The organism is Pleurocapsa sp. FMAR1, from assembly GCF_963665995.1.
GTDB lineage: Bacteria > Cyanobacteriota > Cyanobacteriia > Cyanobacteriales > Xenococcaceae > Waterburya.
In genome coordinates this window covers 2,782,293-2,808,044 of record NZ_OY762512.1, presented here as the reverse complement: position 1 = coordinate 2,808,044, position 25,752 = coordinate 2,782,293, and the positions used below count along the sequence as shown (strand labels likewise).

General features: G+C 40.2%; 21 protein-coding genes and 1 pseudogene. 10 read left to right on the top strand and 12 right to left on the bottom strand.

Annotation, left to right across the window (positions count from 1 at the left end):
- Positions 1-39: 39 nt before the first annotated feature.
- Positions 40-991: pseudogene (locus SLP02_RS13575) on the bottom strand (IS630 family transposase).
- Between the two features lie 180 nt (positions 992-1,171).
- Between SLP02_RS13575 and SLP02_RS13570 the strand changes: the two are divergent.
- Positions 1,172-1,807 carry a hypothetical protein gene (locus SLP02_RS13570; RefSeq protein ID WP_319421186.1) on the top strand — a complete coding sequence of 212 codons (636 nt, stop codon included), beginning with the start codon at positions 1,172-1,174 and terminating at the stop codon, positions 1,805-1,807.
- Between the two features lie 128 nt (positions 1,808-1,935).
- A complete protein-coding gene (locus SLP02_RS13565; protein WP_319421185.1) occupies positions 1,936-2,172 on the top strand; it encodes a hypothetical protein in 237 nt (78 codons plus the stop codon).
- 104 nt (positions 2,173-2,276) lie between these two features.
- Here SLP02_RS13565 and SLP02_RS13560 read toward each other — a convergent pair whose 3' ends face one another.
- From SLP02_RS13560 to SLP02_RS13545, 4 genes are all read right to left on the bottom strand, one after another.
- Positions 2,277-3,857, bottom strand: coding sequence for an MDR family MFS transporter (locus SLP02_RS13560; protein ID WP_319421184.1), 1,581 nt, complete (start codon positions 3,855-3,857; stop codon positions 2,277-2,279).
- 40 nt (positions 3,858-3,897) lie between these two features.
- Positions 3,898-5,487, bottom strand: a complete 1,590-nt coding sequence (locus SLP02_RS13555; protein WP_319421183.1) for a DHA2 family efflux MFS transporter permease subunit — start codon at positions 5,485-5,487, stop codon at positions 3,898-3,900.
- Positions 5,474-6,859, bottom strand: coding sequence for an HlyD family secretion protein (locus tag SLP02_RS13550; protein WP_319421182.1), 1,386 nt, complete (start codon positions 6,857-6,859; stop codon positions 5,474-5,476). Before SLP02_RS13550 ends, SLP02_RS13555 begins: the two co-directional genes overlap by 14 nt.
- Before the next feature lie 155 nt (positions 6,860-7,014).
- Entirely contained in the window at positions 7,015-7,479 is a 465-nt protein-coding gene (locus SLP02_RS13545; RefSeq protein WP_319421181.1) for a MarR family winged helix-turn-helix transcriptional regulator, read from the bottom strand.
- Positions 7,480-7,538: 59 nt separating this feature from the next.
- On the opposite strand from SLP02_RS13545, the gene SLP02_RS13540 reads away from it, so the two are divergent.
- Positions 7,539-7,916 (top strand): EAL domain-containing protein, encoded by a 378-nt coding sequence (locus tag SLP02_RS13540; RefSeq protein WP_319421180.1) that lies wholly within the window; start codon positions 7,539-7,541, stop codon positions 7,914-7,916.
- Positions 7,916-9,256 carry a pentapeptide repeat-containing protein gene (locus tag SLP02_RS13535; RefSeq protein ID WP_319421179.1) on the top strand — a complete coding sequence of 447 codons (1,341 nt, stop codon included), beginning with the start codon at positions 7,916-7,918 and terminating at the stop codon, positions 9,254-9,256. Before SLP02_RS13540 ends, SLP02_RS13535 begins: the two co-directional genes overlap by 1 nt.
- Positions 9,257-9,349: 93 nt before the next feature.
- Here SLP02_RS13535 and SLP02_RS13530 read toward each other — a convergent pair whose 3' ends face one another.
- A complete protein-coding gene (locus SLP02_RS13530) occupies positions 9,350-10,285 on the bottom strand; it encodes an NAD(P)H-dependent glycerol-3-phosphate dehydrogenase (protein WP_319421178.1) in 936 nt (311 codons plus the stop codon).
- A 113-nt stretch (positions 10,286-10,398) separates the two neighbouring features.
- Positions 10,399-10,659, bottom strand: a complete 261-nt coding sequence (locus tag SLP02_RS13525) for a SemiSWEET transporter (RefSeq protein WP_319421177.1) — start codon at positions 10,657-10,659, stop codon at positions 10,399-10,401.
- A gap of 335 nt (positions 10,660-10,994) precedes the next feature.
- Between SLP02_RS13525 and dnaK the strand changes: the two genes are divergently transcribed.
- Positions 10,995-12,926 carry a molecular chaperone DnaK gene (dnaK, locus tag SLP02_RS13520; protein ID WP_319421176.1) on the top strand — a complete coding sequence of 644 codons (1,932 nt, stop codon included), beginning with the start codon at positions 10,995-10,997 and terminating at the stop codon, positions 12,924-12,926.
- Between the two features lie 154 nt (positions 12,927-13,080).
- On the opposite strand, the gene SLP02_RS13515 is transcribed toward dnaK, so the two are convergent.
- Positions 13,081-13,833 carry a class I SAM-dependent methyltransferase gene (locus tag SLP02_RS13515; protein ID WP_413467376.1) on the bottom strand — a complete coding sequence of 251 codons (753 nt, stop codon included), beginning with the start codon at positions 13,831-13,833 and terminating at the stop codon, positions 13,081-13,083.
- Positions 13,834-14,505: 672 nt separating this feature from the next.
- Between SLP02_RS13515 and ahcY the strand changes: the two genes are divergently transcribed.
- The gene (ahcY, locus tag SLP02_RS13510) at positions 14,506-15,909 is read left to right on the top strand and encodes an adenosylhomocysteinase (RefSeq protein ID WP_319421174.1); all 1,404 of its coding nucleotides are present in this window, start codon (positions 14,506-14,508) and stop codon (positions 15,907-15,909) included.
- A 222-nt stretch (positions 15,910-16,131) separates the two neighbouring features.
- Positions 16,132-16,755 carry an exopolysaccharide biosynthesis protein gene (locus tag SLP02_RS13505; protein ID WP_319421173.1) on the top strand — a complete coding sequence of 208 codons (624 nt, stop codon included), beginning with the start codon at positions 16,132-16,134 and terminating at the stop codon, positions 16,753-16,755.
- 551 nt (positions 16,756-17,306) lie between these two features.
- Here SLP02_RS13505 and SLP02_RS13500 read toward each other — a convergent pair.
- Positions 17,307-18,092 carry a phycocyanobilin:ferredoxin oxidoreductase gene (locus tag SLP02_RS13500; protein ID WP_319421172.1) on the bottom strand — a complete coding sequence of 262 codons (786 nt, stop codon included), beginning with the start codon at positions 18,090-18,092 and terminating at the stop codon, positions 17,307-17,309.
- 139 nt (positions 18,093-18,231) lie between these two features.
- On the opposite strand from SLP02_RS13500, the gene tatA reads away from it, so the two are divergent.
- Positions 18,232-18,405: a twin-arginine translocase TatA/TatE family subunit gene (tatA, locus tag SLP02_RS13495; protein ID WP_319421171.1), complete on the top strand. Its 174-nt coding sequence runs from the start codon at positions 18,232-18,234 to the stop codon at positions 18,403-18,405.
- 144 nt (positions 18,406-18,549) lie between these two features.
- On the opposite strand, the gene SLP02_RS13490 is transcribed toward tatA, so the two are convergent.
- Both SLP02_RS13490 and SLP02_RS13485 read right to left on the bottom strand, forming a co-directional pair.
- A complete protein-coding gene (locus SLP02_RS13490; protein WP_319421170.1) occupies positions 18,550-19,605 on the bottom strand; it encodes a glycosyltransferase family 4 protein in 1,056 nt (351 codons plus the stop codon).
- A 44-nt stretch (positions 19,606-19,649) separates the two neighbouring features.
- Positions 19,650-20,000 carry a HEAT repeat domain-containing protein gene (locus SLP02_RS13485; RefSeq protein WP_319421169.1) on the bottom strand — a complete coding sequence of 117 codons (351 nt, stop codon included), beginning with the start codon at positions 19,998-20,000 and terminating at the stop codon, positions 19,650-19,652.
- A gap of 494 nt (positions 20,001-20,494) precedes the next feature.
- Between SLP02_RS13485 and hslO the strand changes: the two genes are divergently transcribed.
- Together hslO and SLP02_RS13475 are read left to right on the top strand one after the other, a co-directional pair.
- Entirely contained in the window at positions 20,495-21,388 is an 894-nt protein-coding gene (gene hslO, locus SLP02_RS13480; protein WP_319421168.1) for an Hsp33 family molecular chaperone HslO, read from the top strand.
- Between the two features lie 327 nt (positions 21,389-21,715).
- Positions 21,716-23,761, top strand: a complete 2,046-nt coding sequence (locus SLP02_RS13475; protein ID WP_319421167.1) for a chromosome segregation ATPase — start codon at positions 21,716-21,718, stop codon at positions 23,759-23,761.
- 162 nt (positions 23,762-23,923) lie between these two features.
- On the opposite strand, the gene proS is transcribed toward SLP02_RS13475, so the two are convergent.
- On the bottom strand, positions 23,924-25,729 hold the full coding sequence (gene proS / locus SLP02_RS13470) for a proline--tRNA ligase (RefSeq protein ID WP_319421166.1): 1,806 nt from the start codon (positions 25,727-25,729) through the stop codon (positions 23,924-23,926).
- Positions 25,730-25,752 lie beyond the last annotated feature (23 nt).

Genomic DNA, 25,752 nt, shown 5'->3' with positions numbered 1-25,752 from the left:
CAGGCGGCTTGTTCATGGCGATCGCCCTTCGATATAGCATTACGCATATACGTTAGGACATTTTTTGAAAGCTGTATCAACACATTCTCTAACAGTCTCAAATTCTTTAACTCTCTGCTTCATCCAAGTTTTGAGAACCGACCACCAACGCTCTATCTTGTTTAGATCGGCAGAATAAGAGGGCAAATACCAAATCTGGCACCCTGCTTCTTCTACTATTTCTTGAATACTTTGTCCTTTATGAAAAGTAGCATTATCAATAATAATGATATTTCCAGGTTGAAGTTGAGGAATCAAACTTTCTTTAAGCCATGTCTCAAATAAATCTCGATTACATGACCCTTCAAAAGTTAACGGAGCAAACACTTTTCCTTCTTTGAATGCAGCAATCCAACTTACTCTCTCATTTCTTTTACCAGATTTGAGTGCCTAACATCTTTCTCCTTTGGGGCTATAACCATAGGGATAATCGTCTCGGTTATCGAATCCTGCTTCATCCACATAAACTAGGTTATTTGCCTGTTGATGTTTTAGTTGCTCTTGAAATTCTTTTCTTTTCTCTTCATCTGTTTCTTGATACCCGTAAGTTTGTCTTGGTCAGCGTACATGCGGGCAAGCCCTTTGTCTTGCGCCTGTCGGCGACGCGGGGTCTGACCGCTTTTTTTCTGGTTATGCCTAACTTTTTAATTCCATCACTAATATTTTGCTGGGTAAGATTCTCTCCCCACAAATCTGCCATTTGCTGTTGTGTCTTATCTTTATGTTGTTTAACAAACTGTTTGAATCTCTCTAAATCCTGAATTTTTCGCTCTTCTCTGGTGGGACGCTCGGCGACCGCTTTAAAGTCTCCTGTTTCTTGTTCTCTTTTCAGCCATAGGTCTAAGGTGTTACGGCTTATTTTCATCAATCGACAAATAGTTCTCTTCTTTTCACCTCTAGAACAGGCATCTACGGCTTTTTTTCTTAAATCGTAGCTATAGGGAGCAGGCATTATTTTTCGGTTTTGGCGAGCGCTTTTATTTTAGCTAATTTTGTCCTAACCTAGCCACGTATTGCTATACTTGTCCGCACGTACTGTTGCAAGACAGCTTGGGAAACCCAAGCATTTCCGCACTTCAAACTAGATGCAGTTTATGGCTATCATAAATATTGCAATTAATATATGCCGACTATGAAAGCAAAACGATTGAGATTTGGCAGTGTGGCAGCGTTATGGACGTATTTAATTCTGACAATAGCTCTAATTGGGTGTAATCATAACGCGGTGACTAGCGATCAAGGAATTGCAATCTCCACACATAGAGTAAGTCAAGCATCACAAGCAAAAAATATTCCTTCCAAAGAGCAACAAATAGCACAAAACAATCAGCAGCCATACCTCGACGATCGCAGTACTCCAATAGAGGTTCTCAAGTCTTATTACAACGCGATTAACCGTCAAGAATACGTGCGTGCTTATTCTTATTGGGGGCAAAAAGGTACTGATGCTCAATCCCAACCGCCTGCATATCCACAATTTGCAGCAGGCTATAGTAATACGGCTCAAGTAAAGCTGACAACAGGCAAAATTAGAGGTGAAGGTGCGGCTGGCTCCGTGTTCACGACTGTACCAGTTACGCTCTCTGTAACTAATACAAACGGTTCAAAAGACACTTTTGTCGGCTGCTATACTCTTCGGCAAGTAAACCCGAAAATCTTCTCAGAGCCACCCTTCCATCCTATACATATCGAGTCAGCAAAAATCCGAAAAATAGCTAATGATGAGAATGCAGCTTCATTAATGGAGCAAAGCTGTCAGTCAGAATAAAATAATTTAATGTGCAGCAGACTAGGCATAGAAACGGCTGTTTGAAGGGTTAACTTCTAATTGATAGTTAATCTTTGTTTAAACTATTCGTAAACGTTCAATATCCTTAAGAAGCAATAAATCAATCAATGGATAATAATAGTTCCCTTGACTTGATGGAAATATGTGCAGCTAGTGATAACACGAGAGTTCGATATTTTATTGCTGACAACCCTAGTGCTACTGTAACTATTCTCAGCAAATTAGCTTTCGATAAAGACAGAATGATTCGTCAACAAGTGGCTAATAATTCCAATACGCCAAATTATATTATTGAACATTTGGCAAAAGAGGGTATCCAGAAATGTAACGATATTCCATTTTGAATAGCTTGATGATTCGATTGGTCTATTTGCTTTGGATATAAATTGTATAAGTGTTTATAAATAATTGCGATCGCTCGGATCTCGATTAGTTTCTATACAAAGCTTTAATGTGCAGCAGCATTACCACCAGCCTTAACTTTCTTACAAAAAACCAAAGCCAAACCGCAAATCAGAATGGCAAACCCCATTAGATAAAAACAATCGTTGTAAGCCATTACATTAGCCTGTTGGCGGACAATATTATCGATCGCGGCGATCGCCTGCTGGTTTGCCGTTACTGCATCGCTACCTTTACTGATAAAGTTTTGGGTTAACTCATTGAGTCGTTGTTGAGTTTGGGGAGCATACAAAGAAACAGCATTGCCGATGCGATTAGAATGAAACTGCTCTCGTCGTGAGAGTATAGTAGACAAGGTAGCAATGCCAAATGAGCCACCTAAGTTACGCATTACGTTAAACAAGCCAGAAGCCGAACCAGCCTGTTCTGGTTCAATATTGCCCGTAGCAATTGTGGTTAGAGGTACGATCATCAACGGTTGACCCAATGCCCTGACTAGCTGCGACCACTTTAGCTGGGTAATATCCGTCTGGCTGCTCATGTTGGAGTTCATGAAACAGCTTACGGCAAAAATACTAAATCCGACGGCAGCGATCAACCTAACATCAAAACGCTGCATTAATTTCGGCACAAATGGAATTAATACTAGCTGGGGCAAACCCGACCACATAATTACTTCCCCAATTTGCAATGCCGTATAGTCTTGAATCTGAGCTAAATATAAAGGCAAAATATAAACTGAGCCGTATAAACCTAGTCCCAAACCCATTCCCGCAATACTACCGATCCCAAAGTTACGTCGTAGCAGCAGACGTAGATTGATAAAAGGTTGACGACGAGTAAGCTCAATCCACAAGAAAATAGCGATAAAAATTACGGCAAAGATAGCGCAACGGGTAACCAACTCCGAACCAAACCAATCTTTGCGATTACCTTCTTCTAAAAATACGGTTAAAGAACCCAAACCGATTGCCATGCTGAGGATGCCCCACCAATCGCCCCTCTTAAGTTGATGAAGCTGCATTGGTTTAGGAGGAATGGCATAGGCGATCGCTGCAAACATAATTATCCCAGGAATTATATTGAGATAGAAGATATATTCCCAGCCCAAATTATCCGTCAGCCAGCCGCCAATAGCTGGTCCAATCGAAGGCGCAAAAGTGGCAGTTACAGCAAACATTGCCATGCCAATAGATTGTTTTGATTTGGGTAAAAAAGTCAAAACAATAGTCAGTGCCATAGGAATTAAAACGCCCCCCGTAAACCCTTGACAGGCACGAAGACCAATCATTATCCCCAGGCTAGTTGCCTGGGCGCAAGCAAAGGAAAAGCAGATAAACAAAGTAACGTTAACTAAAAGATAGCGACGTACTGAAAATACTTGCGACAGCCAGCCTGAAATTGGAACTACCACAATTTCGGCGATCAGGTAAGCCGTAGAAATCCAAGAACCTTCGTCTAAAGTTGCTGCTAAAGCTCCCTGAATGTCTTGTAACGACGAGTTGGTAATTTGAATGTCTAGCACCGCCATAAATGCGCCTAACATGGCACCGATGACACCGATCCAAGTTTTGAAGCTGACTGTATCTTCTTGTTGCCGTTGTTTGACTTGAGTTGTTTGAGACATTTTTTTAAAAAGATGAAAGATGAAGAATGAGGAAGTAAAATTAATCGACTCCAGACACACTCGCTTTTTTGTTTCCTTTACCAAGAAGCAACAGCAAAGGCAAGGTACAAATAAAAACAATACCGACGATTTTAAAAATGTCTTCAAAAGACAAAATCGACGACTGAAGATCGAGCGTCTGGGAAATGACTGCTAAAGCCTGTTGATGGGCAGTATGGGCATCCATACCGCGACCTTGAAACGCACCAGTTAAAGCATCAAGACGTTGATTGGTTGCTGAATTATAAAGGCTTACATCGCTGCTTAAAATAGCGCGATGAAAAGCTTCTCGTCGGGCTAAAAGAGTAGAGAGGATTGCAATACCAATGCTTCCTCCTAATTGACGGGTGAGATTGTAAAAACCAGATCCTGCGGGGATATCGCTTTTGGGCAGTGAACCGATGGTAGCTAAACTTAAAGGTAAAAACATTAACACTGTGCCGACTCCTCGCCAAAGTAAAGGGTAAAACAATGCTTCTGTCCCCGTATTGGAATTAATTTTTGCCAGTTGAAACATGACCAAGCTGGTAATAATTGCACCACTAGCAATTAGTAGTCTAGAGTCGATTTTGCTCGTCACCTTACCCAAAATAGGCATCATAATTCCTGCTGCTAAAGCTCCAGGAAACAACAGCATCCCCGTTTGCATGGCGGTAAAGTGCAGCACGTTTTGCGCGAAAATTGGTACGGCGAACAACGTGCCATAAAGCCCCATCCCCAAAATTGCCGAATAGAGGCTGCCAGCAGCTAAAGAACGATGACGCAGAACTTTTAGATCTACTGCGGGACGTTTAGCGGTCAGTTCTCGCCAGATAAACAATCCCAGCACTAACACAGCTACAATTCCTAGAGTAAAAATGAAGCTAGAATTAAACCAATCGTCCCGTTCTCCTTCTTCTAAAAAAGTTTGCAGGCTACCAACGGCGATCGCCAATAAACTAATTCCCAACCAATCGACTTTTCTACTAGAATGCTGTGTTGCCTTGGAATCGGTTGGCAGAAACAGCCAACACATAATTACGGCTAATATTCCTTTCGGAATATTGACAAAGAAAATCCATCGCCAGCCGACGCTATCAGTTAAATAACCTCCTAAAGTAGGACCAATGGCTGGTCCGACGATTACCCCCATGCCAAACACTCCTTGAGCAGTCCCTTGTTCTTCGGGAGGAAAAGTCTGAAATAAAATCGCCTGAGCTTTGGCTAGTAAGCCTCCGCCACAAAGTCCTTGAAGAATGCGCGAAATTATTAAAAATGGCAAAGTAGGAGCAAATCCGCACAGCACCGAAGAAATGGTAAAACCAACCAGAGAAAAGATAAAGTAGCGTTTTTGACCAAACTGTTCCCCTAACCAGGCAGTTAAAGGAATAACAATTACATTGGCGATCGCGTAACCAGTAACCACCCAGCCGATTTCGGTAATTGTCGCTCCCAAATTAGCCTGAATATCGGGTAAGGCAACATTAACGATACTAGTATCAATGACTTCGAGGATTGCTCCTAAAGCGACGGTAATCGCGATCGCCCACTTGAGAAAATTGGTATCCAAGCGATCGGTAACGAAGTTTTGGGATTTATTAATTTGAGTCATTGTCATTGTGCTGTGGTAAATCTACATGAACGACTGCCGACATACCAGGGCTGATCCGCGACTCGTAACCTTTAATACTTTGAGGATCGAGAACAATTTTTACAGGAATACGCTGTACTACTTTAGTAAAGTTACCCGTAGCATTATCGGGAGGTAGTAAAGCAAATTGCGCTCCCGAACCTGGGGCAATGCTATTGACCTTCCCCATAAAAGTGCGACCGTCAAAAGCATCAATTTTGACTTCTACCTTTTCTCCTGGCTTCATTTCTCCCAGTTGGGTTTCTTTAAAGTTAGCCGTGACCCAATAATCGTCCCCGACAACTGCCATCAATGGTGTTCCTTGCTGGACTCTTTGTCCTACTTCTACTGTTTTATTACCAACTTTACCCCCAGTTGGAGCGGTAATATTGGCATAGGAAAGTTGCAAACGTGCATTTTCAAGAGTGGCTTTAGCTTGGGCAATATCGGCTTGAGCAGCAGCATACTGGGCGCGATTAGCTTCAATTTGTTGACCGCTTGCCGAAACTTGTTGTAGTTGGCTTTTTGTAGAAGCCAGTTTGGCGTTAGCACTATTTACCGTCTGTTGAGCCTGTTCCAACTGTGCCTGAGCTTGGTCTACTCCCTGATCGGCTGCATTCTTTTTAGCCAGAGCTACTTTATAAGTTGCTTGTGCATTATCTAACCGTTGAAGGGTAACTGCTCCTTCTTTATACAGAGTGGAATAGCGATTGTAATCTTTTTGGGCATTATTTAAATCGGCATCGGCTTGGGCTACTTGAGCCTGCGCTGAAGCGATACCTGCTTTGGCTCCAGACACTGCGGCTTTAGCTGTAGAAATATTGGCAGTAGCATCGCTAATGTCTCCCTTAGCCTGAGCCGATTTAGCATCAGTAGTATCTGATGCTAGAGCAATATTTGCCTGTGCTGCTTTAGCCTGACCTTGGGCGGTTAATAATGCTGCTTCTGCTTTTGCTACCGCGACTTGAAGATCGCTCTTGTCGAGCTTGACTAGCAATTCTCCTTTTTTGACTTCCTGGTTATCGTTGACTTCTACGTCAGTTACTGTCCCAGCAATACGGCTGCTGATTGGGTGTACATGACCTGCAATGTAGGCATCATCAGTAGTTGCGTGGGTAGAAGCATAGTGCCACCAGCGATAGCCAAACACACCTGCTGCGATCGCGCCAATTCCTACTACTACCCAAACTAATCCTTTTGGTAGTTTTTTACGCGGTTTTTGAGGAGCATCTTGTTCTGGCTCGCGATTGTCTTGTGGCTTGTCTAATATTGGTTTTTCAACCAAAGTTTGATCCTTGACCTGTATGTCTCGATCTCGATCTCGATCTGATGTTCTACCGTTTAAAGTTTTCATGATTCTTATTTCCTTTATTTAATTTCAATATGCTCAGGTATTTAATAAGTAGTCTTTTATTTCGTATGCGTAGTATTAAGTTTTGCAAGACCATGCTTAATACTTATTTTTCTAAAGCTAAATTTTAATTTGTCGATTATAACCTACATATAATTTCATGACATATTAGCGATCGCGCGATCGACTAGTTGGGAAAACTGCTCTTGTTCGCTGGCTGAAAAACCCGTCATAATACGTTCTTGCAAGCCTAGAACGATTGGAGGCAAAACTGTTTCGAGTTCTTTACCCGTATCTGTTAGCCAGATTCTGACCATGCGTCGATCGGCGCGATCGCGTTCACGGCGAATTAATTTCCTTTCTTCCATACGGTCTAAAACCCCTGTAAGAGTTCCTCCTACCTGTTGTAATTTCTCCCCAATTGCTGAAGTAGCCAAACCATCTTCTGACCAAAGACAACACAGAACTACCCAGTGAAAAGGAGTCAAATCCCAAGGTTCTAATAGTTCATTAAAATTACGAGCTGAAAGCTGAGATAGCAGTTTAATACGATAGCCGATACTGCATGGAGCTAGAATTTTTCGATATTGTTGAGGACTTAAATCAGCAGACTTAGTAGGCATTTGGCAAAATACTTAGGGTACGTAATATTATTGTAGATATTTTAGGCAACTTTTGCAAGTTGATTAGCTGTATAGGAGAAAAGCTGATAACTATGGTGAGTGAGAGATTAAAATCAGAAGTAATTACCTCCTTTAGCTATTCAGATCGCTTTCCTGTAGATACTTTAAAGATAGACCGTTTCCTTGTTAGTCGTCTAAACGAGAAAAACCAAGCTTGCACTATCGTTAAAGCAACATTAGACTTGGCTCACAATTTGGGTTTTAATGTTGTGGCTGAAAGAGTAAAAACAATTGAACAGGGACAATTAAAAGCTTGGGGTTGTAAATTTGCCCAAGGATATTTTTACGCCAAACCCTTAGACAAAAAAGCTGCTTGGCAGTTTATGGTGGAAAATTTGGCTAATCAACGCCAGTTCAAGTTAAGACAATTAAACTAATGAAGCTTAAACCTTTGATTGCTGCGATTTTTATCCTTACTTTTCTTTCAGGATGTTTAGATTGTACAAGTAAACAAACTACCAATCCAAGGCATCTGAAGCGATTACTTAAGACTAATAAGTGTATAGGCTGTCGCTTAGGAGATGCTAATTTAGCTGGTGCAGATTTAGCTGGCGCGAATTTAGCACCATCTAAATTAGTGAAAGCCAATTTAGATGGTGCTAACTTACAACAAGCCAATCTAAGTCAAGCTGAATTAGGTTGGTATGATATGAATACTGGTGCTGGACAAAATGGTTACATTGGGCCACCTACTAGTTGTCAAATAAATTTATCAGCTTCTTTGAAAGGAGCGAATTTAAGTAATGCTAATCTAAGTGAAGCTAATTTGAGAAACGTTGAATTACAAGAAGCAAATCTCAGGGATGCTAATTTAGAGAGAGTCAATTTGCTGGGAGTTAATCTACAAGGAGCTAATTTGCAGGGAGTTAATTTAGAAAACTTTGATTTATCGAACGTTACATTGTCAAAAGCAAACCTAAGCAATGCTAATTTATCTCATGTAGACTTGGGTTCGGGTTATTTAAATAATGCTAATTTGGCTGGAGCTAATTTATCCTATGGAGACTTGAGTTCGGGTTATTTAAATAACGCTAATTTGGCTGGAGCTAATTTGTCCTATGGAGATTTGAGTTCGGGTTATTTAAATAACGCTAATTTAGCTGGAGCTAATTTGGAGAAAGCAAAGTACAGAAAGATTGGAGCTTTAGAAAAGGAAACTGGGTTTTATCGAGATACAGTTTTTCCAGCGAAGTTTGATCCAGTACAAGCGGGAATGGTTCGAGTAGGAAAATATCCTCTCGATCTAAACAAGGTAAGTTTGAGAGACGCAGATTTGAGAGGTAAGATTATCGATGGAGAAAACTTAGATGGATTAGATTTAAGTGGACTAGATTTTAGTCAAGCAGAACTAATTCAAGTATCTTTAGTAAAAGCTAATTTGAGCAAAACTAATTTAAAGAATGTTAGATTTTTTATGACATCACTAAATGAAGCAAACTTATCGAAAGCGAATTTATCTGGCGCAAACTTATCGCGGATAAATTTACAGGATGCCAATCTTAGCTATGCAAATCTACAGGGCGCGAATTTACAAGGAGCTAATTTGCAGGGAGCAAATCTTAGCAACTCACAATTAAGTCGTGCCAATTTATATAAAGCAAATCTATTAAATGCGACGCTTCCCAACTTAGAAAAGCTATATGGCAAGTCCAGTATGTTTTATGGAGCAACTATGCCTGACGGCACAATCTACCAAGAAGAAGACACTAATAAGTAATATAAAGTTTAACTAAACGGTTAAATTAAACTGCCAAGCGCAATTGTAGCGGACTTAATTGCTAGAAAAATTACATTTTTAATGGTTCAACATTTAGAAATCCAAATCGCAAAATTCTGGTTTGAGATCCCTTTCCATTAGTGCTTGAATCGCTTCTTCGGGGGTTATTTTAGCCCGTAAGAGTCGGTGTACCTGTCGGGCAATGGGGACGGCGATCGCTTCTAAATCGGCTATTTTAACCAGTACATTTGCTGTATTTACTCCTTCTGCTGTGCCTTCTAAGTCTGCCAAAATTTCCTCTAAAGGTTTGCCGTGAGAAAGCCCATAGCCTACTTGGTAATTTCGAGATAATGAACTATCACAGGTAGCCATTAAATCTCCTAAACCAGATAAACCAAAAAAGGTTTCTGCCGATGCACCCAAGTGGATGCCGATGCGAATCATTTCAGGTAAGGCGCGGGTAAGTAAAGCTGCTTTAGCGTTTGTGCCTAACTCCATGCCATCACAAACACCAGAGGCGATCGCAATTACATTTTTCAGCGTTCCTCCCAATTCTGTGCCGATGGGATCTTCATTCACATAAACCCTAAAGGTATCTGAAGAATAAATCTCTTGTACTCTCTCAGCAGCAGCTAAATCATTGCTGGCTACCACTGTGGCAGCAGGTAAACCTTTGGCTATTTCCTTAGAAAGATTAGGACCAGACAATACTACTACAGAATGATCTGGGAAAGCTGTTTGCCAAATCTGGGAAGGGGTACGGGTAGTTTCAGGGTCTAATCCCTTAGTAGCGGTAACGATAATTTTATCTGTAGGCAGGTTGAGCGATCGCAGTTTGCCAATAGTGGGAATGACTCCCTTCATGGAAACCGCAGAAACAATAATATCTGCATCCTTCACTACTGATTCTAAGGTCACATCACCACGATGAGACCAAAAATGGACATCATGGCTATTGCTTTTGGCGATCGCACCCAAAGCTGAACCCCATACTCCTGTGCCTAAAATGGCGACAATATTAGATGACATATTTATGGATACAATTTCAACAATAGTATTTTTAATTTCTTCTTTGTTAATACTTTAAAAGAGATCCTGCCGTTTATTTTGCTGATATAGGAAATACAAATCATTATTGCCATTTACCCATACTTTAATTTGCAAACCAAAATTGAAAACGCCAGAATAAAAGTGACGAAATTGGCTAGAAACACAGGCAGATTTTGAGTATAAAAACCATAAATTACCCATAGTACAACCCCAAGACAAAAAGAAAGAAACATTGCCAGAGAGATGTCTTTAGTAGATTTAGTCTTCCAGGCGCGAACTGCCTGTGGCAGAAAAGAAATAGTAGTTAAAATACCTGCCAAAAGACCCACGTAAGTCATAAATGGAAATTCCATATAAAAATATTTCACTCTTCTCTTTAAATAAATGCCTTCTCAATGATAATAAATAGTAAGGAGATTCAAGCATTTTATTGATATTGACTGCTACCAGTTACTATTTATCCATCATCCTTTATACTTCAACCGCCATCCTAAGGTTCGGAAAACTACACTACCTAAGACTTACGATTAACTTGCACTATGTATAGAGATAGATGTGATAACTGAGGCGAGAAAAGCAAGCCAATAAGATTCACAAATAGTCTAAATCTATAGCGCATTGTATATTATTGCACTGCCTCAAAAAAAATTTTAGTTTTTGTTGTTAAATTCGGAGTATTGCTTAAAGTATGGCAAAAGTTGTTGGTATTGACTTAGGAACTACTAACTCTTGTGTAGCAGTGATGGAAGGGGGAAAACCCACGGTTATCGCTAACGCGGAAGGTTTTAGAACTACTCCCTCAGTTGTCGCTTACGCAAAAAATGGCGATCTTCTAGTTGGTCAGATTGCGAAACGCCAGGCTGTGATGAACACTGGTAACACTTTTTATTCAGTTAAGCGCTTTATTGGTCGCCGGTCTGATGAAGTAACTAACGAAACTAAAGAGGTTGCCTACGATGTAGTCAAAGATAGCAATGGTAATGTTAAGTTAAACTGTCCTGCACAAGATAAGCAGTTTGCACCAGAAGAAATTTCGGCTCAAGTATTACGTAAACTAGTTGAAGATGCTAGTAAATATCTGGGAGAAAAGGTAACTCAAGCAGTTATTACTGTTCCTGCCTACTTCAATGATTCTCAGCGTCAGGCAACTAAAGACGCTGGTAAAATCGCTGGGGTAGAGGTGTTGCGGATTATTAACGAACCTACCGCAGCCTCTTTGGCTTATGGTCTAGATAAAAAAGATAATGAAACTATCCTCGTCTTTGACTTAGGTGGTGGTACATTTGACGTTTCGATTCTAGAAGTAGGGGACGGCGTATTTGAAGTTTTGGCTACCGCTGGTGATACTCATCTAGGTGGTGATGACTTTGATAAAAAGATCGTTGACTATCTAGCAGGGGAATTTCAGAAAAACGAAGGTATTGACCTCCGTAAAGACAATCAGGCTTTACAGCGTCTTACTGAAGCAGCGGAGAAAGCCAAGATTGAACTTTCTAGCGCGACTCAAACTGATATCAACCTTCCTTTTATTACCGCAACTCAGGATGGTCCCAAGCACCTTGACGTTTCTTTAACTAGAGCTAAGTTTGAAGAGTTATGTTCCGATCTAATCGATCGCTGTCGCATTCCTGTTGAGCAGGCTCTCAAAGATTCTAAGCTAGCCAAAGAAGCGATCGATGAAATAGTAATGGTGGGTGGTTCAACCCGTATTCCCTCGATCGTTGATGTTACCAAACGAGTTTTAGGTAAAGATCCCAATCAAACTGTAAACCCTGATGAAGTAGTGGCAGTCGGTGCAGCTATTCAAGCTGGTGTTTTGGCTGGGGAAGTTAAAGATATCTTACTTCTAGACGTTACTCCTCTTTCTCTGGGTGTAGAAACCTTGGGTGGGGTAATGACTAAGATTATTCCTCGTAACACTACTATTCCTACCAAGAAATCAGAAACCTTCTCTACCGCCGTTGACGGTCAAACTAATGTAGAAATTCATGTTCTGCAAGGAGAAAGAGAATTTGGGAAAGATAATAAGAGTTTGGGAACGTTCCGCTTAGACGGCATTCCTCCCGCACCTCGTGGTGTACCTCAAATTGAGGTTACTTTTGATATCGACGCTAACGGTATTTTAAACGTAACTGCCAAAGATAAAGGTACAGGCAAAGAGCAGTCTATCAGTATCACTGGTGCATCAACTCTTCCTGATGATGAAGTTGATCGCATGGTACAAGAAGCAGAGTCTAATGCTTCTGCTGACAAAGAACGTCGCGAAGCGATTGACCGCAAAAACCAGGCTGACTCCTTGGTATATCAAGCAGAGAAACAGCTTACCGAACTAGGTGACAAGGTATCTGCTGATGACAAAACTAAAGCTGAAGGTCTAATTAAAGACCTGAAAGAAGCTGTCGCTTCAGAAGACGATGAGAAAATCAAAACTCTTCTGCCCGAACTACAGCAAACTCTCTACAGCATCGGTAGCAGCATCTACCAACAAGGTGAAGGTGCAGCAGATGCAGCAGCGGGTGAAGCCCCAGGAGAAGAACCTCCTGTAGACCAAGCTGATGGCGGTGGTTCTAGCAATAGTGGCGATGATGTAATCGATGCCGAGTTTTCGGAAACTAAATAGTTTAAGCAGTTAAAGAGAATTAAACTGAGACTTTAAGTCAAAAGAGACACACCTATCACGGTGTGTCTCTTTTTTTATTCAACAGTTAGAGTTTATAATTGAATCCCTAGTAATTAATGCCAGTTGAAGATGCCTTGAAAGAATATAAATGAAATTAAACAGGCTTATTGAATACTAAAAAATGTTGTTCTGGCAAAAATTCTTTGGTTGTCTGCCATTTTAAGCCAACTGCTTGTAATTCTTTTTTTACCTGCTTTTGAGTCATTTTATGGAGAGGCTTGATCATAATCAGCGGGTTTTCTTTACGGTATTCAAGCAATACAACTCTGCCTCCTGGTTTTAGTGCCTGATATATCCCTGCCATCATTTCTCTGGGATAGGCAAATTCATGATAAGCATCTACCATAAAAGCTAAATCAATGCTAGCTGGGGGTAAATTAGGATTGTCTTCTTTTCCTAGAATAGTCTCTACGTTGGCAATGTTATTTTCTTCCTTGAGAAAATTAACTGCATCTAACATTTCTGGCTGAATATCCACCGCATAAACCTTTCCCTTTGGCACTTTTTCAGCCATGCGAAAGCTAAAGTAACCAGTCCCCGCACCAATATCTGCCACCACATCATCTGGTTTTAACTCTAGCTGCTGTACAGTGGTGGTTGGTCGTTCTTCTGTTTCCCTGCTATCTCTTTCTAACCACATCATCGCCTGATGTCCCATTACCTGAGCAATTTCACGACCCATATAGTATTTACCAATACCGCCAGGATTATGAATTACTTTTTCTCGGTAGTAAGTTGGAAGATTATCTTGAGCTAAAGCAATAGGAGTGTAAGCAAAGTTAGTTAATAAAATGGCGAGCGCGATTATGGCGAGCGCTACATGCGGCTTAAGCCTTTGTTGATTCAGTCGCTTATGGGGGAGACCCCCACCGCGAGAGTGGAATATGCTGCCGCGGACGCTTCGTCCGCCGCCTTCGGTGAGGAAATGCTTTTTTATATGCAAAAACTGCGCTACTGAAAAGTTTACTGAGATAAGTTTTTTTGATGATCACGATCTGAATTTTTAACAGTGAATACTTGAATCTTTTTGTAGTAATACTACCCATAAACAGTTTACAAATAATTTTTTTTGAAAATTCAACCCCCGAACAATTGAAAACTCGGCTAACTGAAAGAATAAATTTTTTTTACTTCAAGAAGTTTAAAAAGCGATGCTCCCGCGCACTTCCTCGCTCAAAAGCATCCTTTCCCTTAAATGACCACAGTTTCTAATGTTTGACATCAAACATCAGTTAAATAACTGTGTTATATTACTTAAGAAAAATATTTACCATTAGATGATACTACTTTGAAGATTTATTAGTGATTGGTAATCAACTCAAATCATTAGAATCAAAAGAACACATTTAATGTTTACTGTTATATTTGCTATAGATAAGGCGATTTACTGCTAAGTCAACTGTATTGAGATAGGATCAAGCAGGCTTTGCTAAACAATATAATATTGCTGATAGCCATTTGGGTCAGCAAACTGCAACACAAATACCTGACAATTATCACTTTAATTTACAACTAATCTATGAATACACAAGTTATTACCAAGGAAAAGACGAACAAACAAGACTATAAAGTAGCGGACATTACTCTGGCAGAATGGGGACGTAAAGAAATATCTATTGCTGAAGGTGAAATGCCAGCCTTAATGACAATTCGCGCTAAATACAGCGAAAGCAAGCCTCTACAGGGTGCGAAAATCATTGGCTGTATTCATATGACAATTCAGACGGCGGTTTTAATTGAAACCTTAATCGAATTGGGTGCAGAAGTTCGTTGGTCTTCTTGTAATATTTTCTCTACACAAGACCACGCTGCAGCTGCGATCGCTGCTGCGGGAATCCCTGTATACGCATGGAAAGGCGAAACAGAAGAAGAATATATCTGGTGTATCGAGCAAACTTGCCACAATGCAGAAGGCGATCTTTGGGATGCCAACATGATTTTAGATGATGGTGGCGATCTTACTGGTCACATCCACCAAAAGTATCCTCAAATGCTCGATAGCATTCATGGTGTTACCGAAGAAACCACCACTGGTGTTCATCGTCTTTGGGAAATGCTGGAAAATGGCGAATTAAAAATTCCTGCAGTTAACGTTAATGATGCGGTAACAAAAACTAAAAACGATAACAAGTATGGTTGTCGTCATAGTCTAAATGATGCCATCAAACGTGGTCTCGATCACCTAATGGCTGGTAAAAAAGCTTTGGTCATTGGCTACGGTGATGTTGGTAAAGGTTCTGTTGCTTCCCTACGACAAGAAGGCATGATTGTTAAAGTTGCCGAAGTAGATCCGATTTGCGCTATGCAAGCCTGTATGGATGGCTATGAATTAGTATCTCCTTTTATTGATGGCAAAAACGATGGCACAATCAACAGCATCAACAAAGAACTATTAGGTTCTCTTGACATGGTTGTTACCGCAACTGGTAACTATAATGTTTGTAATGCTTATATGTTGTCATGTTTAAAACCAGGTGCAGTAGTTTGTAACATTGGTCACTTCGACAACGAGATCGATACTGCTTTTATGCGTAAAGAATGGCGTTGGGAAGAAGTTAAACCCCAAGTCCACCAAGTTTATCGCAGTAATGACCCTCAAGACTTCTTACTTCTATTGTCAGAGGGACGTTTAGTTAACTTAGGTAATGCTACAGGACATCCTTCGAGAATTATGGATGGTTCTTTTGCGAACCAGGTATTAGCGCAAATGTTATTATACGAGCGCAAGTTTGCCGATAAATCTGCCGAAGAACAAGCAAGTGCGATTACAGTAGAAGTTTTACCTAAGCATTTAGACGAGGAAGTAGCCCGTTACATGGTTGCAGGGTTTGACGGTGTAATTACTCAATTAACTGAAGAACAAGCTAAGTACATTAAAGTGCCTGTAAATGGCCCGTTTAAAACAGACAGCTACAAGTACTAAAAGTACTAAACAATAATTTTAGATTAAGGTGGGTTAGGCTCACCTTTTTTTTGTTTTTTTCAATTACTATTGAAAGTTAGTTTTAAAAATATTTTGTTAGGTAGCTTGGGGATTTTTAGCGGTGCTGTCCCTGGGTTTTATCTTGCTTAAGTTTTTATAATTGCCAGTAGTTCGATCTTGGTATTATCTAAACAATTATATTTATCTAAAGTGTGGGAGCAAATGGCTAAACTTTCTGTGGAATTAAATCGCTACTTTTTTGAAGAAGCAAGGGAAGAAAAGGTAACTTTATCAGATATTTTAACCTTGGCAGGGGAAAGAATATTTGGGTTTTTATTTGTAGTTTTGGCTTTACCTTCTGCTTTGCCAATTCCTGCCCCTGGATACTCGATTCCTTTTGGCATTGCGATGTTTTTCTTGGCAATACAGCTAATTATAGGTCGCGATCGCCCTTGGCTGCCTGCTAAAATCATGAATGGTTCAATGTCCCTTAAGAGTGTTCAAGGATTTATTAAAAAGGGTATTCCTTGGTTGGAGAGAATTGAAGCGATAACTAAACCCCGTCTTAGCTCCCTTTGCACTAGTTTACCTGGTAGAGTAATCTTGGGAATTGCGATCGCCTTAATGTCTATTTCGATGATGATTCCTATTCCAGGGACAAATACCCTACCAGCGATGGGTATTTTTGTAACTGGTTTTGGCTTAGTAGAAGATGATGGTGCGATCGGCTTATTGGGTTTAATTATCTGTGCTGTAGCAGGGGCTATTTCTACTTCAATTTTGATTGCCGTTGTCTGGGGAGGTTCTAGTCTAATTGACGTTATTAAAGAGCAATTAGGCAGATAAAATAAGAGCGATCGCGCTTCTATAGTGTCTTCAAAATTGTAACCATCATCTTAAAAATTACAAAATATTTCTGCAATAAAAAAAGCACCGTCTAAAATTAAGTCAGTGCCGTAAAAATTATCAATCATGCCGAGCATAATTGTAGTGAAGGAAAAGAAGTACATTGAAGCAAACTATTTCATCTCTCTTTTTCTTTTCCCGATTGAATTGCGATCGCTTCAAAATACAAGCAGAGCTAGAACCTTGCTTAACACTCGCTGTTTACAGCTAGGTCATAGATTGTTACCAATGCTAGTACGAGAGAAAGGGACAGTATTTCCATATAAAGTCAAACTTTTCTCTACGTTCAAATTGCTTATCAAACCGCAGCTTTCAACAGCCAGGCGATTGATTAGTTAATATTATACTACGCTGTTTTAGGAAACGTTGTCAAATATATTACTACTTAAACACTTAATTTAAATGGGCTAGAGCAAAAAAAGCACTTGATTTTTAGTTAATCAACAGCCTCTAAAAATTCCTTTAGGGATATAGGATACTAGCTGCAACTATTATAAATTTGCTTTTTCGGTAGTTACAGAAGCTTCTGGTTCACTTATGGCTTCAGGCACATCAAATAATACCGAAGTCATATAATTTTCTGCCCATTCCTCGCCAAAAGCTTTTTCTAGAACACGACGAGTTTTATCGTTTTGCTGCTGCTTGGTGCAGTAATACCTTTGTCCAGCTAAATATAGTTCTTGTTGGGGAAGAGATACAGAATTAGACTTTACTGCTTGTTTGCAGTGTATACGCAGATAGCTAGAGGCTAAATCCAAAAACTCTTGTTCTTCTTCAGCATTGTGGGGGCGAACAAACAGACAGAAATCGGAGAAAATATCAGCCCAGGGGGGTAATTCTCTTGCTTCGGCAAATTCAAACTTTGGTAGTGCCAAAAGAGACTCGGTATAGCCAGCAGATAAAGTTTTTTCGGGGCTAGTGGGAGACAAATCAGCGATCGCGGCACTAATTCCTCCTCTACCTGCCACAATATCACAGCCAAAAATCGGTAGAGGATATTCGGGACGAGGAAACATTACACAATGGAGAATATCTAGGTTTTTACCAACCTTGGCTAATTCCAGGTGCATTTTGCGAAATTGAGGAGTTTGATAACAGCGATTTTCAATCCGTAGTCTTTCTCCTTCCAATTTACCTTCTACGTATCCTAATCCCTCAGGCAAAGCATAAACTGATAAATCTAAATACTTTTGCCAAGAATTTATAATTCGTTCAGCAAGCCGATGGATTAAAGGATGTTGTTCTTGACGCAGTGAAGGTTGAGAAGTTTCTAACATTACGATTATAAAAAAGCTCGATCTAGGCAAATAAATATTAGCAGCCACAGATGTCTATAAAATTAACGATATACTGAGACTGACTTGATAGATGTATTTAGCTATTAATCGTAATAGATTTTAGTGCAGGAGATTAATTATGTTTGGTTTAGGTGTACCTGAAGTAGCTGTAATTGGTCTAGTAGCGATTCTAATTTTTGGTCCCAAGAAAATTCCTGAAATCGGCAGCGCACTAGGTAAAACAATTCGTGGTTTTAAAGAAGAGATGGACAATCCTCAATTAGAAGAGGGTGAAGAAAAAGAACAAGAATAAAACTTTAGCTAAGAAATGACACAGGCACTTAAGAAGAAGATTTATACCCCTGAAGAGTATTTAGACCAAGAAATACTTTCAGAAGAACGAAATTGCCGATCTGTATGAAAATATTGAGTTAATTTGAAAACTATTTTTTTTTAATTAGATCAGGCTAGTAAACCAAGCCTCAAAGCGATCGCCCAATGCTTTTAGAGAATATTCTGCTTCTGCCTGCTTACGGCACAGTTGGCGGTCAATCTGTCCAATTTTATTGATTGCTGCTACTAATTCCGTAACGCTATCTGGCTCGACTAAAAAGCCTGTTTGACCCTGCTTGACTATCTCCGCAGGGCCTCCACGACGATAAGCGATAACTGGGACTCCACAGGCAAGAGCTTCGATGGCAACATTGCCAAAGGCTTCAATCCAGCGTGGTGTCATGAGTAAAGCCAGACATTTGCCCAATTCTTGCTGTAGTTTTTCCGTAGCTAAAAACCCTTGATATTCTATGGGCGCATTCGGAAAATTAGTTAAAATTTCTTGCCAGTATTCCTGATTTTGGATTCTGCCAAATATTTTTAGGGGGATACCCGTAATATTTACTGCTTCTACTGCATCTTCTAGGGCTTTTTCGGGGGCAATACGTCCCAACCAGGCTAAACTTGCCTGGGGATTTGGGTTAAAGTTATAAAGAGATAAATCGATAGCACTGCCAAGGATTTTACATTCTTTGGCAAAAGGAAAAGTATCTGCCTGAGATTGGGTGTATACGCCAAAAGTACCAGGATACTGTTTAATTATCTGCTGCATAATGCGATCGCTTGCCTTCGTCATTGACCCCATACTAATAAAATGAGCAATAGGAGTCTCAAAAAAGGGGGTTAAATAAAAGGGTAGCCAATCAAAAGCAAAATTTACTAGTAAATCATACTGATGCTGCACTTGACGGGCATATGACCACATATTCGCCAATACCGAATTATCTGGTAAACAAACTGGGACATCTCGGCTTTGAGTTTGTACAGGAATCTGTAGATTTCCCTCTATGGTGGTAACAGGAATGTCAGTTAACCAAGAACCATTAGGAGCAACAACTTCTAACTGGTGTCCTCGACGACGTAATTCTTGAGCCAAGTTTTGCACAGTTAATTCTACTCCCCCTCCTTCTCCTGAACCTAACGAACCAACGGAAGTAGATAGAAATAAAATTTTAAGCATTACATTTTTATGAATGTTTATTTAAAAATGAGATTGCATATTATCTAATTATGGTTAGATGTGCCGTTACTAGAGGCAATGCCATGGTTATCTTGATGATTAATATAGTTTTGAGCAGTTGGAGAAGACGCTAAATTGATTCTTATTAACGCCCACTCAGCCATTTGGCGTACTTCGCGATCTGAGTCTTTTAGCATACTAGTTAGGCGTTTATTTACTTCTGAGATAGATTTATGTAAAGCAGCTAAATTGTGAATAGCATCTTTTCTTACTTCAGAATTTTTATCGTTTAAAGAAGCAAATAAAGTATCATTGACTGGTGCAATATGATGATGAGCAATCTGAGCAATCGTGCTGACAATCAAGCTTTTACCAAAAGAGCTTGCTTCTAGCATAACTTCGACTAAAGGCTCTATTGCTCTCGAATCTCCTTTTTGCCCAAATTGCTTTGCATCTTAAGGTGCGATCGCTTTGTTGCAAATCTTTAATTAGTTCAAACACAATGTCAATTTCAGTAGTATTGGCAGGAATAATTCTTACCATTCCAGGAGTATCAAAATCTACACTTGATAAGACAATCCAGGCAAAAACAAAAATAGAACGTTCATAAATTATAAAAATCTGTTGGCAGTATAGTTACCCAGAAGATCTCAGAGTCTGAAAAATACAGTCTGTAACAATACTAAAAAGTTAGTTAAATTAATATAGTGGTAGAAAATAATATATCAAATCGCAGACGATATCTAACTTGCTACTTACTACTTAAGCGAAGCGGTACTAGCCTAGCATTAATATAATTCTAACTTGTACAGTATGAGATAGAGAATGATTTACATCATGTTTGAATAACCAACAAGCATATATAGGAAATATCTAAATACAAATACCAATGACAGATAAATTAATTCGAGCGATCGCAGCAGATGGAGGAATCAGAGCCGTTGGCGTTATCACCACAGACCTTACTGAAGAAGCACGACGCAGACATAAGCTTTCTTATGTTGCCACAGCAGCTTTAGGTCGCTCAATGGCTTCTGGATTATTGTTAGCTTCCAATATGAAAAAAGAAGGCTCTAGGGTTAACATTCATCTAAAAGGAGATGGTCCTCTAGGAACTATTTTGGCTGATGCGGGAGTAGACGGCACGGTTAGAGGCTATGTTCAAAATCCTCAAGTCGAGCTTCCTCCTAACGACCGAGGTAAGTTAGATGTGGGTAGAGCAGTTGGTCACAATGGTTATCTGCACGTAGTTCGAGATCTAGGCTATGGGCAACCATATTCTAGTACAGTCGAGCTAGTGTCAGGAGAGGTTGGGGAAGATGTAGCCAATTATTTAGTAACTTCAGAACAAACTCCCTCCGCTCTATTAGTAGGGGTTTTTGTGGGTGCAGGAGGAGTTACCGCAGCAGGAGGAATACTATTACAAATTATGCCTAAAGCTGTCCGCGATCAATCGTTAGTTAAATTACTAGAGTCTCGCGTATCTCAACTATCAGGTTTTACGCCTTTGCTGTTAGCAGGAAAAAGTCTGAGAACAATCTTGCAAGAGCTATTGGGAGATTTAGATCTCTTTATCTTTCCTGAATCTCAAGACGTAAGTTTTAATTGCGGCTGTTCTTTTGAACGAGTTTTAGGCGCGCTCAAAATGCTGGGATCGGCTGAACTGCAAGATATGATTGAAAAAGACGAGGGAGCAGAAGCAATCTGCCAATTCTGCGGTGAAGTTTATCAGGCAAATGAAAATCAACTAAATCAGTTGATTGCTGATTTAAGAGCAGAATAAAAAGTATTTTGCAGATTTAAACTAGGTATAAAAGGCAAATTAAGGGCTTCTTCTTGGCGGAAGAAGCCTCTATCATAAGCAACATCTTTGTATTTGACAAGAGTTGATAGTATAAATATTGTTATATTGTCCAAAATTCACAACTAAATCAAGTCTTGGTTAAACAGACACATATGTATTATTTACGCAATAAAATCAGGTGATAAGATGGGATACGATTCAATCAAAGGTGTTAGTGGAGACAAGTCTTTTAAACAAGGTAATAATCTCCGATCGCCTTATTAGATAAATCAAACAGATTATTATTGGCATCACAACGGGTAGTTTATGGCGATAGATAAAGATCCAAAAAAATCAGGGTTAGATGCAATGTCAAATGAATCTGACGCTAAAATTGACAGTGATAAGCCTCGACATCCTAATCAAGCTTTTAGTAAAGATAATAATCTCCAAAAAAATCTTTTAATTCCTGTGACTCCACAAACTTCTTCAATCGGCTCGGCTGCGGAGCGAACAAAATCAACTACAACACGCAAACAGAAAAGATCCTGGTGGCAAATGTGGCAAATTTGGGGCTTGGTCTTAGTATTATGTTCTGGGGGGATAGGTTATGGAGCAATGACAACGTTGCTAAAATTACCTAAAACTCAAAGCTGTTCCAAGGTATTTTGGCCGTTCGCCTCTGCTTCAATTCGCCTTTATTGCGCTCAAACTGCTGCGGAACAGAAGAATGTTGAAGGCTTGTTGTCGGCAATTAATTTAGTGGCAGTTTTGCCAAACAATCATCCTCTCAGACCAGAAATAAATCGCAATATCAACCGTTGGGCAACTTCTATTCTGGCTATCGGCGAAGAAGAATTCCAGGCGGGAAAATTAGAGCAGGCGATCGCCACAGCAAAAAAAATTCCTAGCAGACTCTCTGCCAAAAAACTAGTAGACAAAAAAATTGCTACTTGGAAATCTATTTGGTCAGACGGGGAAGAAACCTACAGGCAGGTAGAAGACAAACTTCGAGAAGCTGATTGGAACGGAGCTTTTAGTGCTGCTGTACTTTTAACCGACAATCCTAATAAATATTGGGCAACTACTAAGTATGAAGAAAGCATCAATAATATTAATATTGCTCAAGAAGAAAATGCTAGCTTAAATAAAGCCCAAGCTCAAATTAGTAGCGGTCAAATAGATGGTTTGATCTTAGCAATTGAGAAGGCAGCCGATATTGATAGTAAAAGCTATGCCTACGATCAGGCTCAAGAAATTATTGCCCAAGGGAAAGAAAAACTAGTAGCTATTATTGAACAGTCAATTGAAGATCGAGATTGGCAACAGTTGCTACGGATAACTGGTCGTGTTCCTCGTAGCCTTAAGCTACAAAAGCGAGTCAAAGATTGGCAAATTTTGGCAAACGCAGGTTCTAGCGCGCAGCTAGATACCGTATTTGGCATTGAAGATGCAATCGAAGAAATAGATAAATTAGGCAAAAAAAGCGAATATTACGATTTAGGGCAAAAACTTGCTAGCCGTTGGGAAAAAGAAATTGACGATGTACGCCATCTTACTAAAGCTAGGGATTTTGCTAGAACTGGGACTATAGCTGCTCTAAATAAGGCAATTACCGAAGCTAGGTTAATTCCTGATGCTAATCCTCGTTATCAAGAAGCTAGTGGAGAGATAAATCAATGGCGCAAACAAATTCAGACAATTGAAGATCAGCCAATTTTAAATCGTGCTAAAGAATTAGCCTACGGTAATAATGTTAATGCCTGGACTAGAGCGATCGCTGAAGCTAATCTAATTTCTGGTAACAGCCCTTTGCATAAAGAAGCACAGGACAATGTTCGTACTTGGCGAGCTAATATTGAGCGCATAAAAGACCAGCCAATTCTCGATGAAGCTGAGGCTTTTGCCTATGATGATAACTATACTGCTGCGATTAGAACGGCTCAAAGAATCAGTTCGGGCAGGGCTTTATATCCAGATGCTCAAAGCAAAATTGCCCGTTGGCAAGCGGAAATTGATGGGGAAAGATATCTAGAAGAAGCTTATGACCTGGCAGATAGGGGTACACCAGAAGCTCTAGCTAGTGCAATTAGGGTCATAAGACAAGTTCCTAGGAGTAGCTCTTATGGGAATGAGGTAATACCTAGCGTTGAGGACTGGTCAGCAGAAATTCTCGACCAGGCTAGAGAAGCTTCTGATAGTTCTTTAGAAGAAGCAATTGCGATCGCCAAACAAATTCCCTCTGGTACGACTAGCTATACTACTGCCCAAGGAGAAATTAAAATCTGGCGGATCAGACTTGCACCCGAACCAGTAGTTCCTCCCACTTTTAAACTAGATAAGCAAAAAAAAGAGCGCGAAAGAGACAATTAACTTTTATCTAAAATGTTATCTCCTTGAGTAATTCGTAGAATAACATTCTAGTAGCCTTAAATAAGTGAATTACCAAAAACAGAAAATATAGGTGAAATTCAATCAGAGATTTCGGCAACTGGCAAAATTATCAATCAAGTAACGCCGTTGCCTTAGATAATGTCAGTGGGTTTTCTGCTTAATCCATTGTTTAACCGTTGCCACCACTTCTTCAATAGGTAGATCCTGAGATTCTCTATTAGCCCGTTTAACTACCTCAACTTTCCCTTCTGCTAGCGATCGCCCTGTGACCACGCGATAGGGAATACCAATTAGTTCACTATCTTTAAATTTAACTCCTGCCCGTTCTTGGCGATCATCTAACAAGACTTCTACTCCAGCCTGCTTAAACTCTTCATACAGCTTTTCTCCCGCAGCCATTTTTTCTTGATCAGAGATATTAGGCACGATCACTACTACATGATAAGGTGCGATCGCTACGGGCCAAATAATACCATCTTTATCATAAGATTGTTCTACTGCCGCTTGAGCCAACCGCGAGACACCAATGCCATAACAACCCATCCATAGAGGTTCTGTTTTACCCTGTTCATTGGTAAAGTTTGCCCCCATCGCCTCGGAGTATTTTGTGCCTAGCTGGAAAATATGCCCCGCTTCAATGCCCCTCGCACTCATTAAAGTTTGACTTGGATCGTGAATGGCGCGATCGCCTGCCTTTGCCTTTTGAATATCTACCTGAAGTTCGGGTAAGCTAAAATTATCGCCCCAGTTTGCCCCAACAACGTGATAGCCCACTTCATTTGCTCCTGTGACAAAGTTTTTAGCGTCGATAACGGTTCGATCTGCCAGACGTAAAAACTTTTTGGCTACGTTTTTCGAGGCACTTATATAGTCATCATCAAGATTGGGTGCAATATAGCCTAACGGTAAAGGTTTGGCTACCCATTTCTTCTGGGCGGTGGCATTGGGTACGCTAAGAGAAATAATTGTCTTGGCTTTATACTGTGGCGCAAGTTTGGTTAACTCATTAGTTAGTTTGACTTCATTAATATCGCGATCGCCACGAATATTAATTAAGACTAATACAGTCATGCCGTTATCATAAATAACTTCGTATAAAACATTTTTAACGATTACCGTCGGCGAACATTTAACCGTCTCTGCTAATTTAGCGATCGTTTCTGTGTCAGGTGTAGCCAACTTTTCGTAGCTATTAAAAGGCGACGGGACTACATCTGGAACAAGAGATACTGCTTTTTCGGTATTGGCTGCATACTTGCCATCTTCGGTGTAGAGAATTTCATCTTCTCCCGCCTCTGCTAAGATCATAAATTCCTGTGAACCAGAACCACCAATTGCCCCAGAATCCGCGTCTACAGGTCGAAACTGCAACCCACAGCGAGTCATAATCTGGCGATATGCTCGATCCATTGCTTGATAAGTCTGCTTCAAACTTGCTTCGTCAGCATGGAAAGAATAGGCATCCTTCATAATAAATTCTCTGCCTCGCATCAAGCCGAAACGAGGGCGAATTTCATCACGGAATTTAGTTTGAATTTGATATAAATTCAAAGGCAATTGACGGTAGGAACGAATAGTCTCACGGGCAATAGTCGTGATCACCTCTTCATGAGTAGGACCTAAACCTAACTCCCTGTCACTGCGATCTGTGAGGGAAAACATAATCCCTTCTGCTTTGGTATAGGTATCCCAGCGTCCTGATTCTTGCCATAGCTGGGATGGCTGCAATTGAGGTAATAAACATTCCTGCGCCCCCGTTGCATCCATTTCTTCTCGCACAATTTGAGACACCTTTTGCAACACGCGCCACATCAAGGGCATATAGGCGTAGATACCGCTACCAATGCGACGAATATAGCCAGCTCGAAGCAACAATTGATGACTGGGTATTTCTGCCTCTGCTGGTGTTTCTCGCAGTGTTACAAACAGCATCTCGTTTAGTCGCATGGTTATTTCCTTCAGTAAGCTTG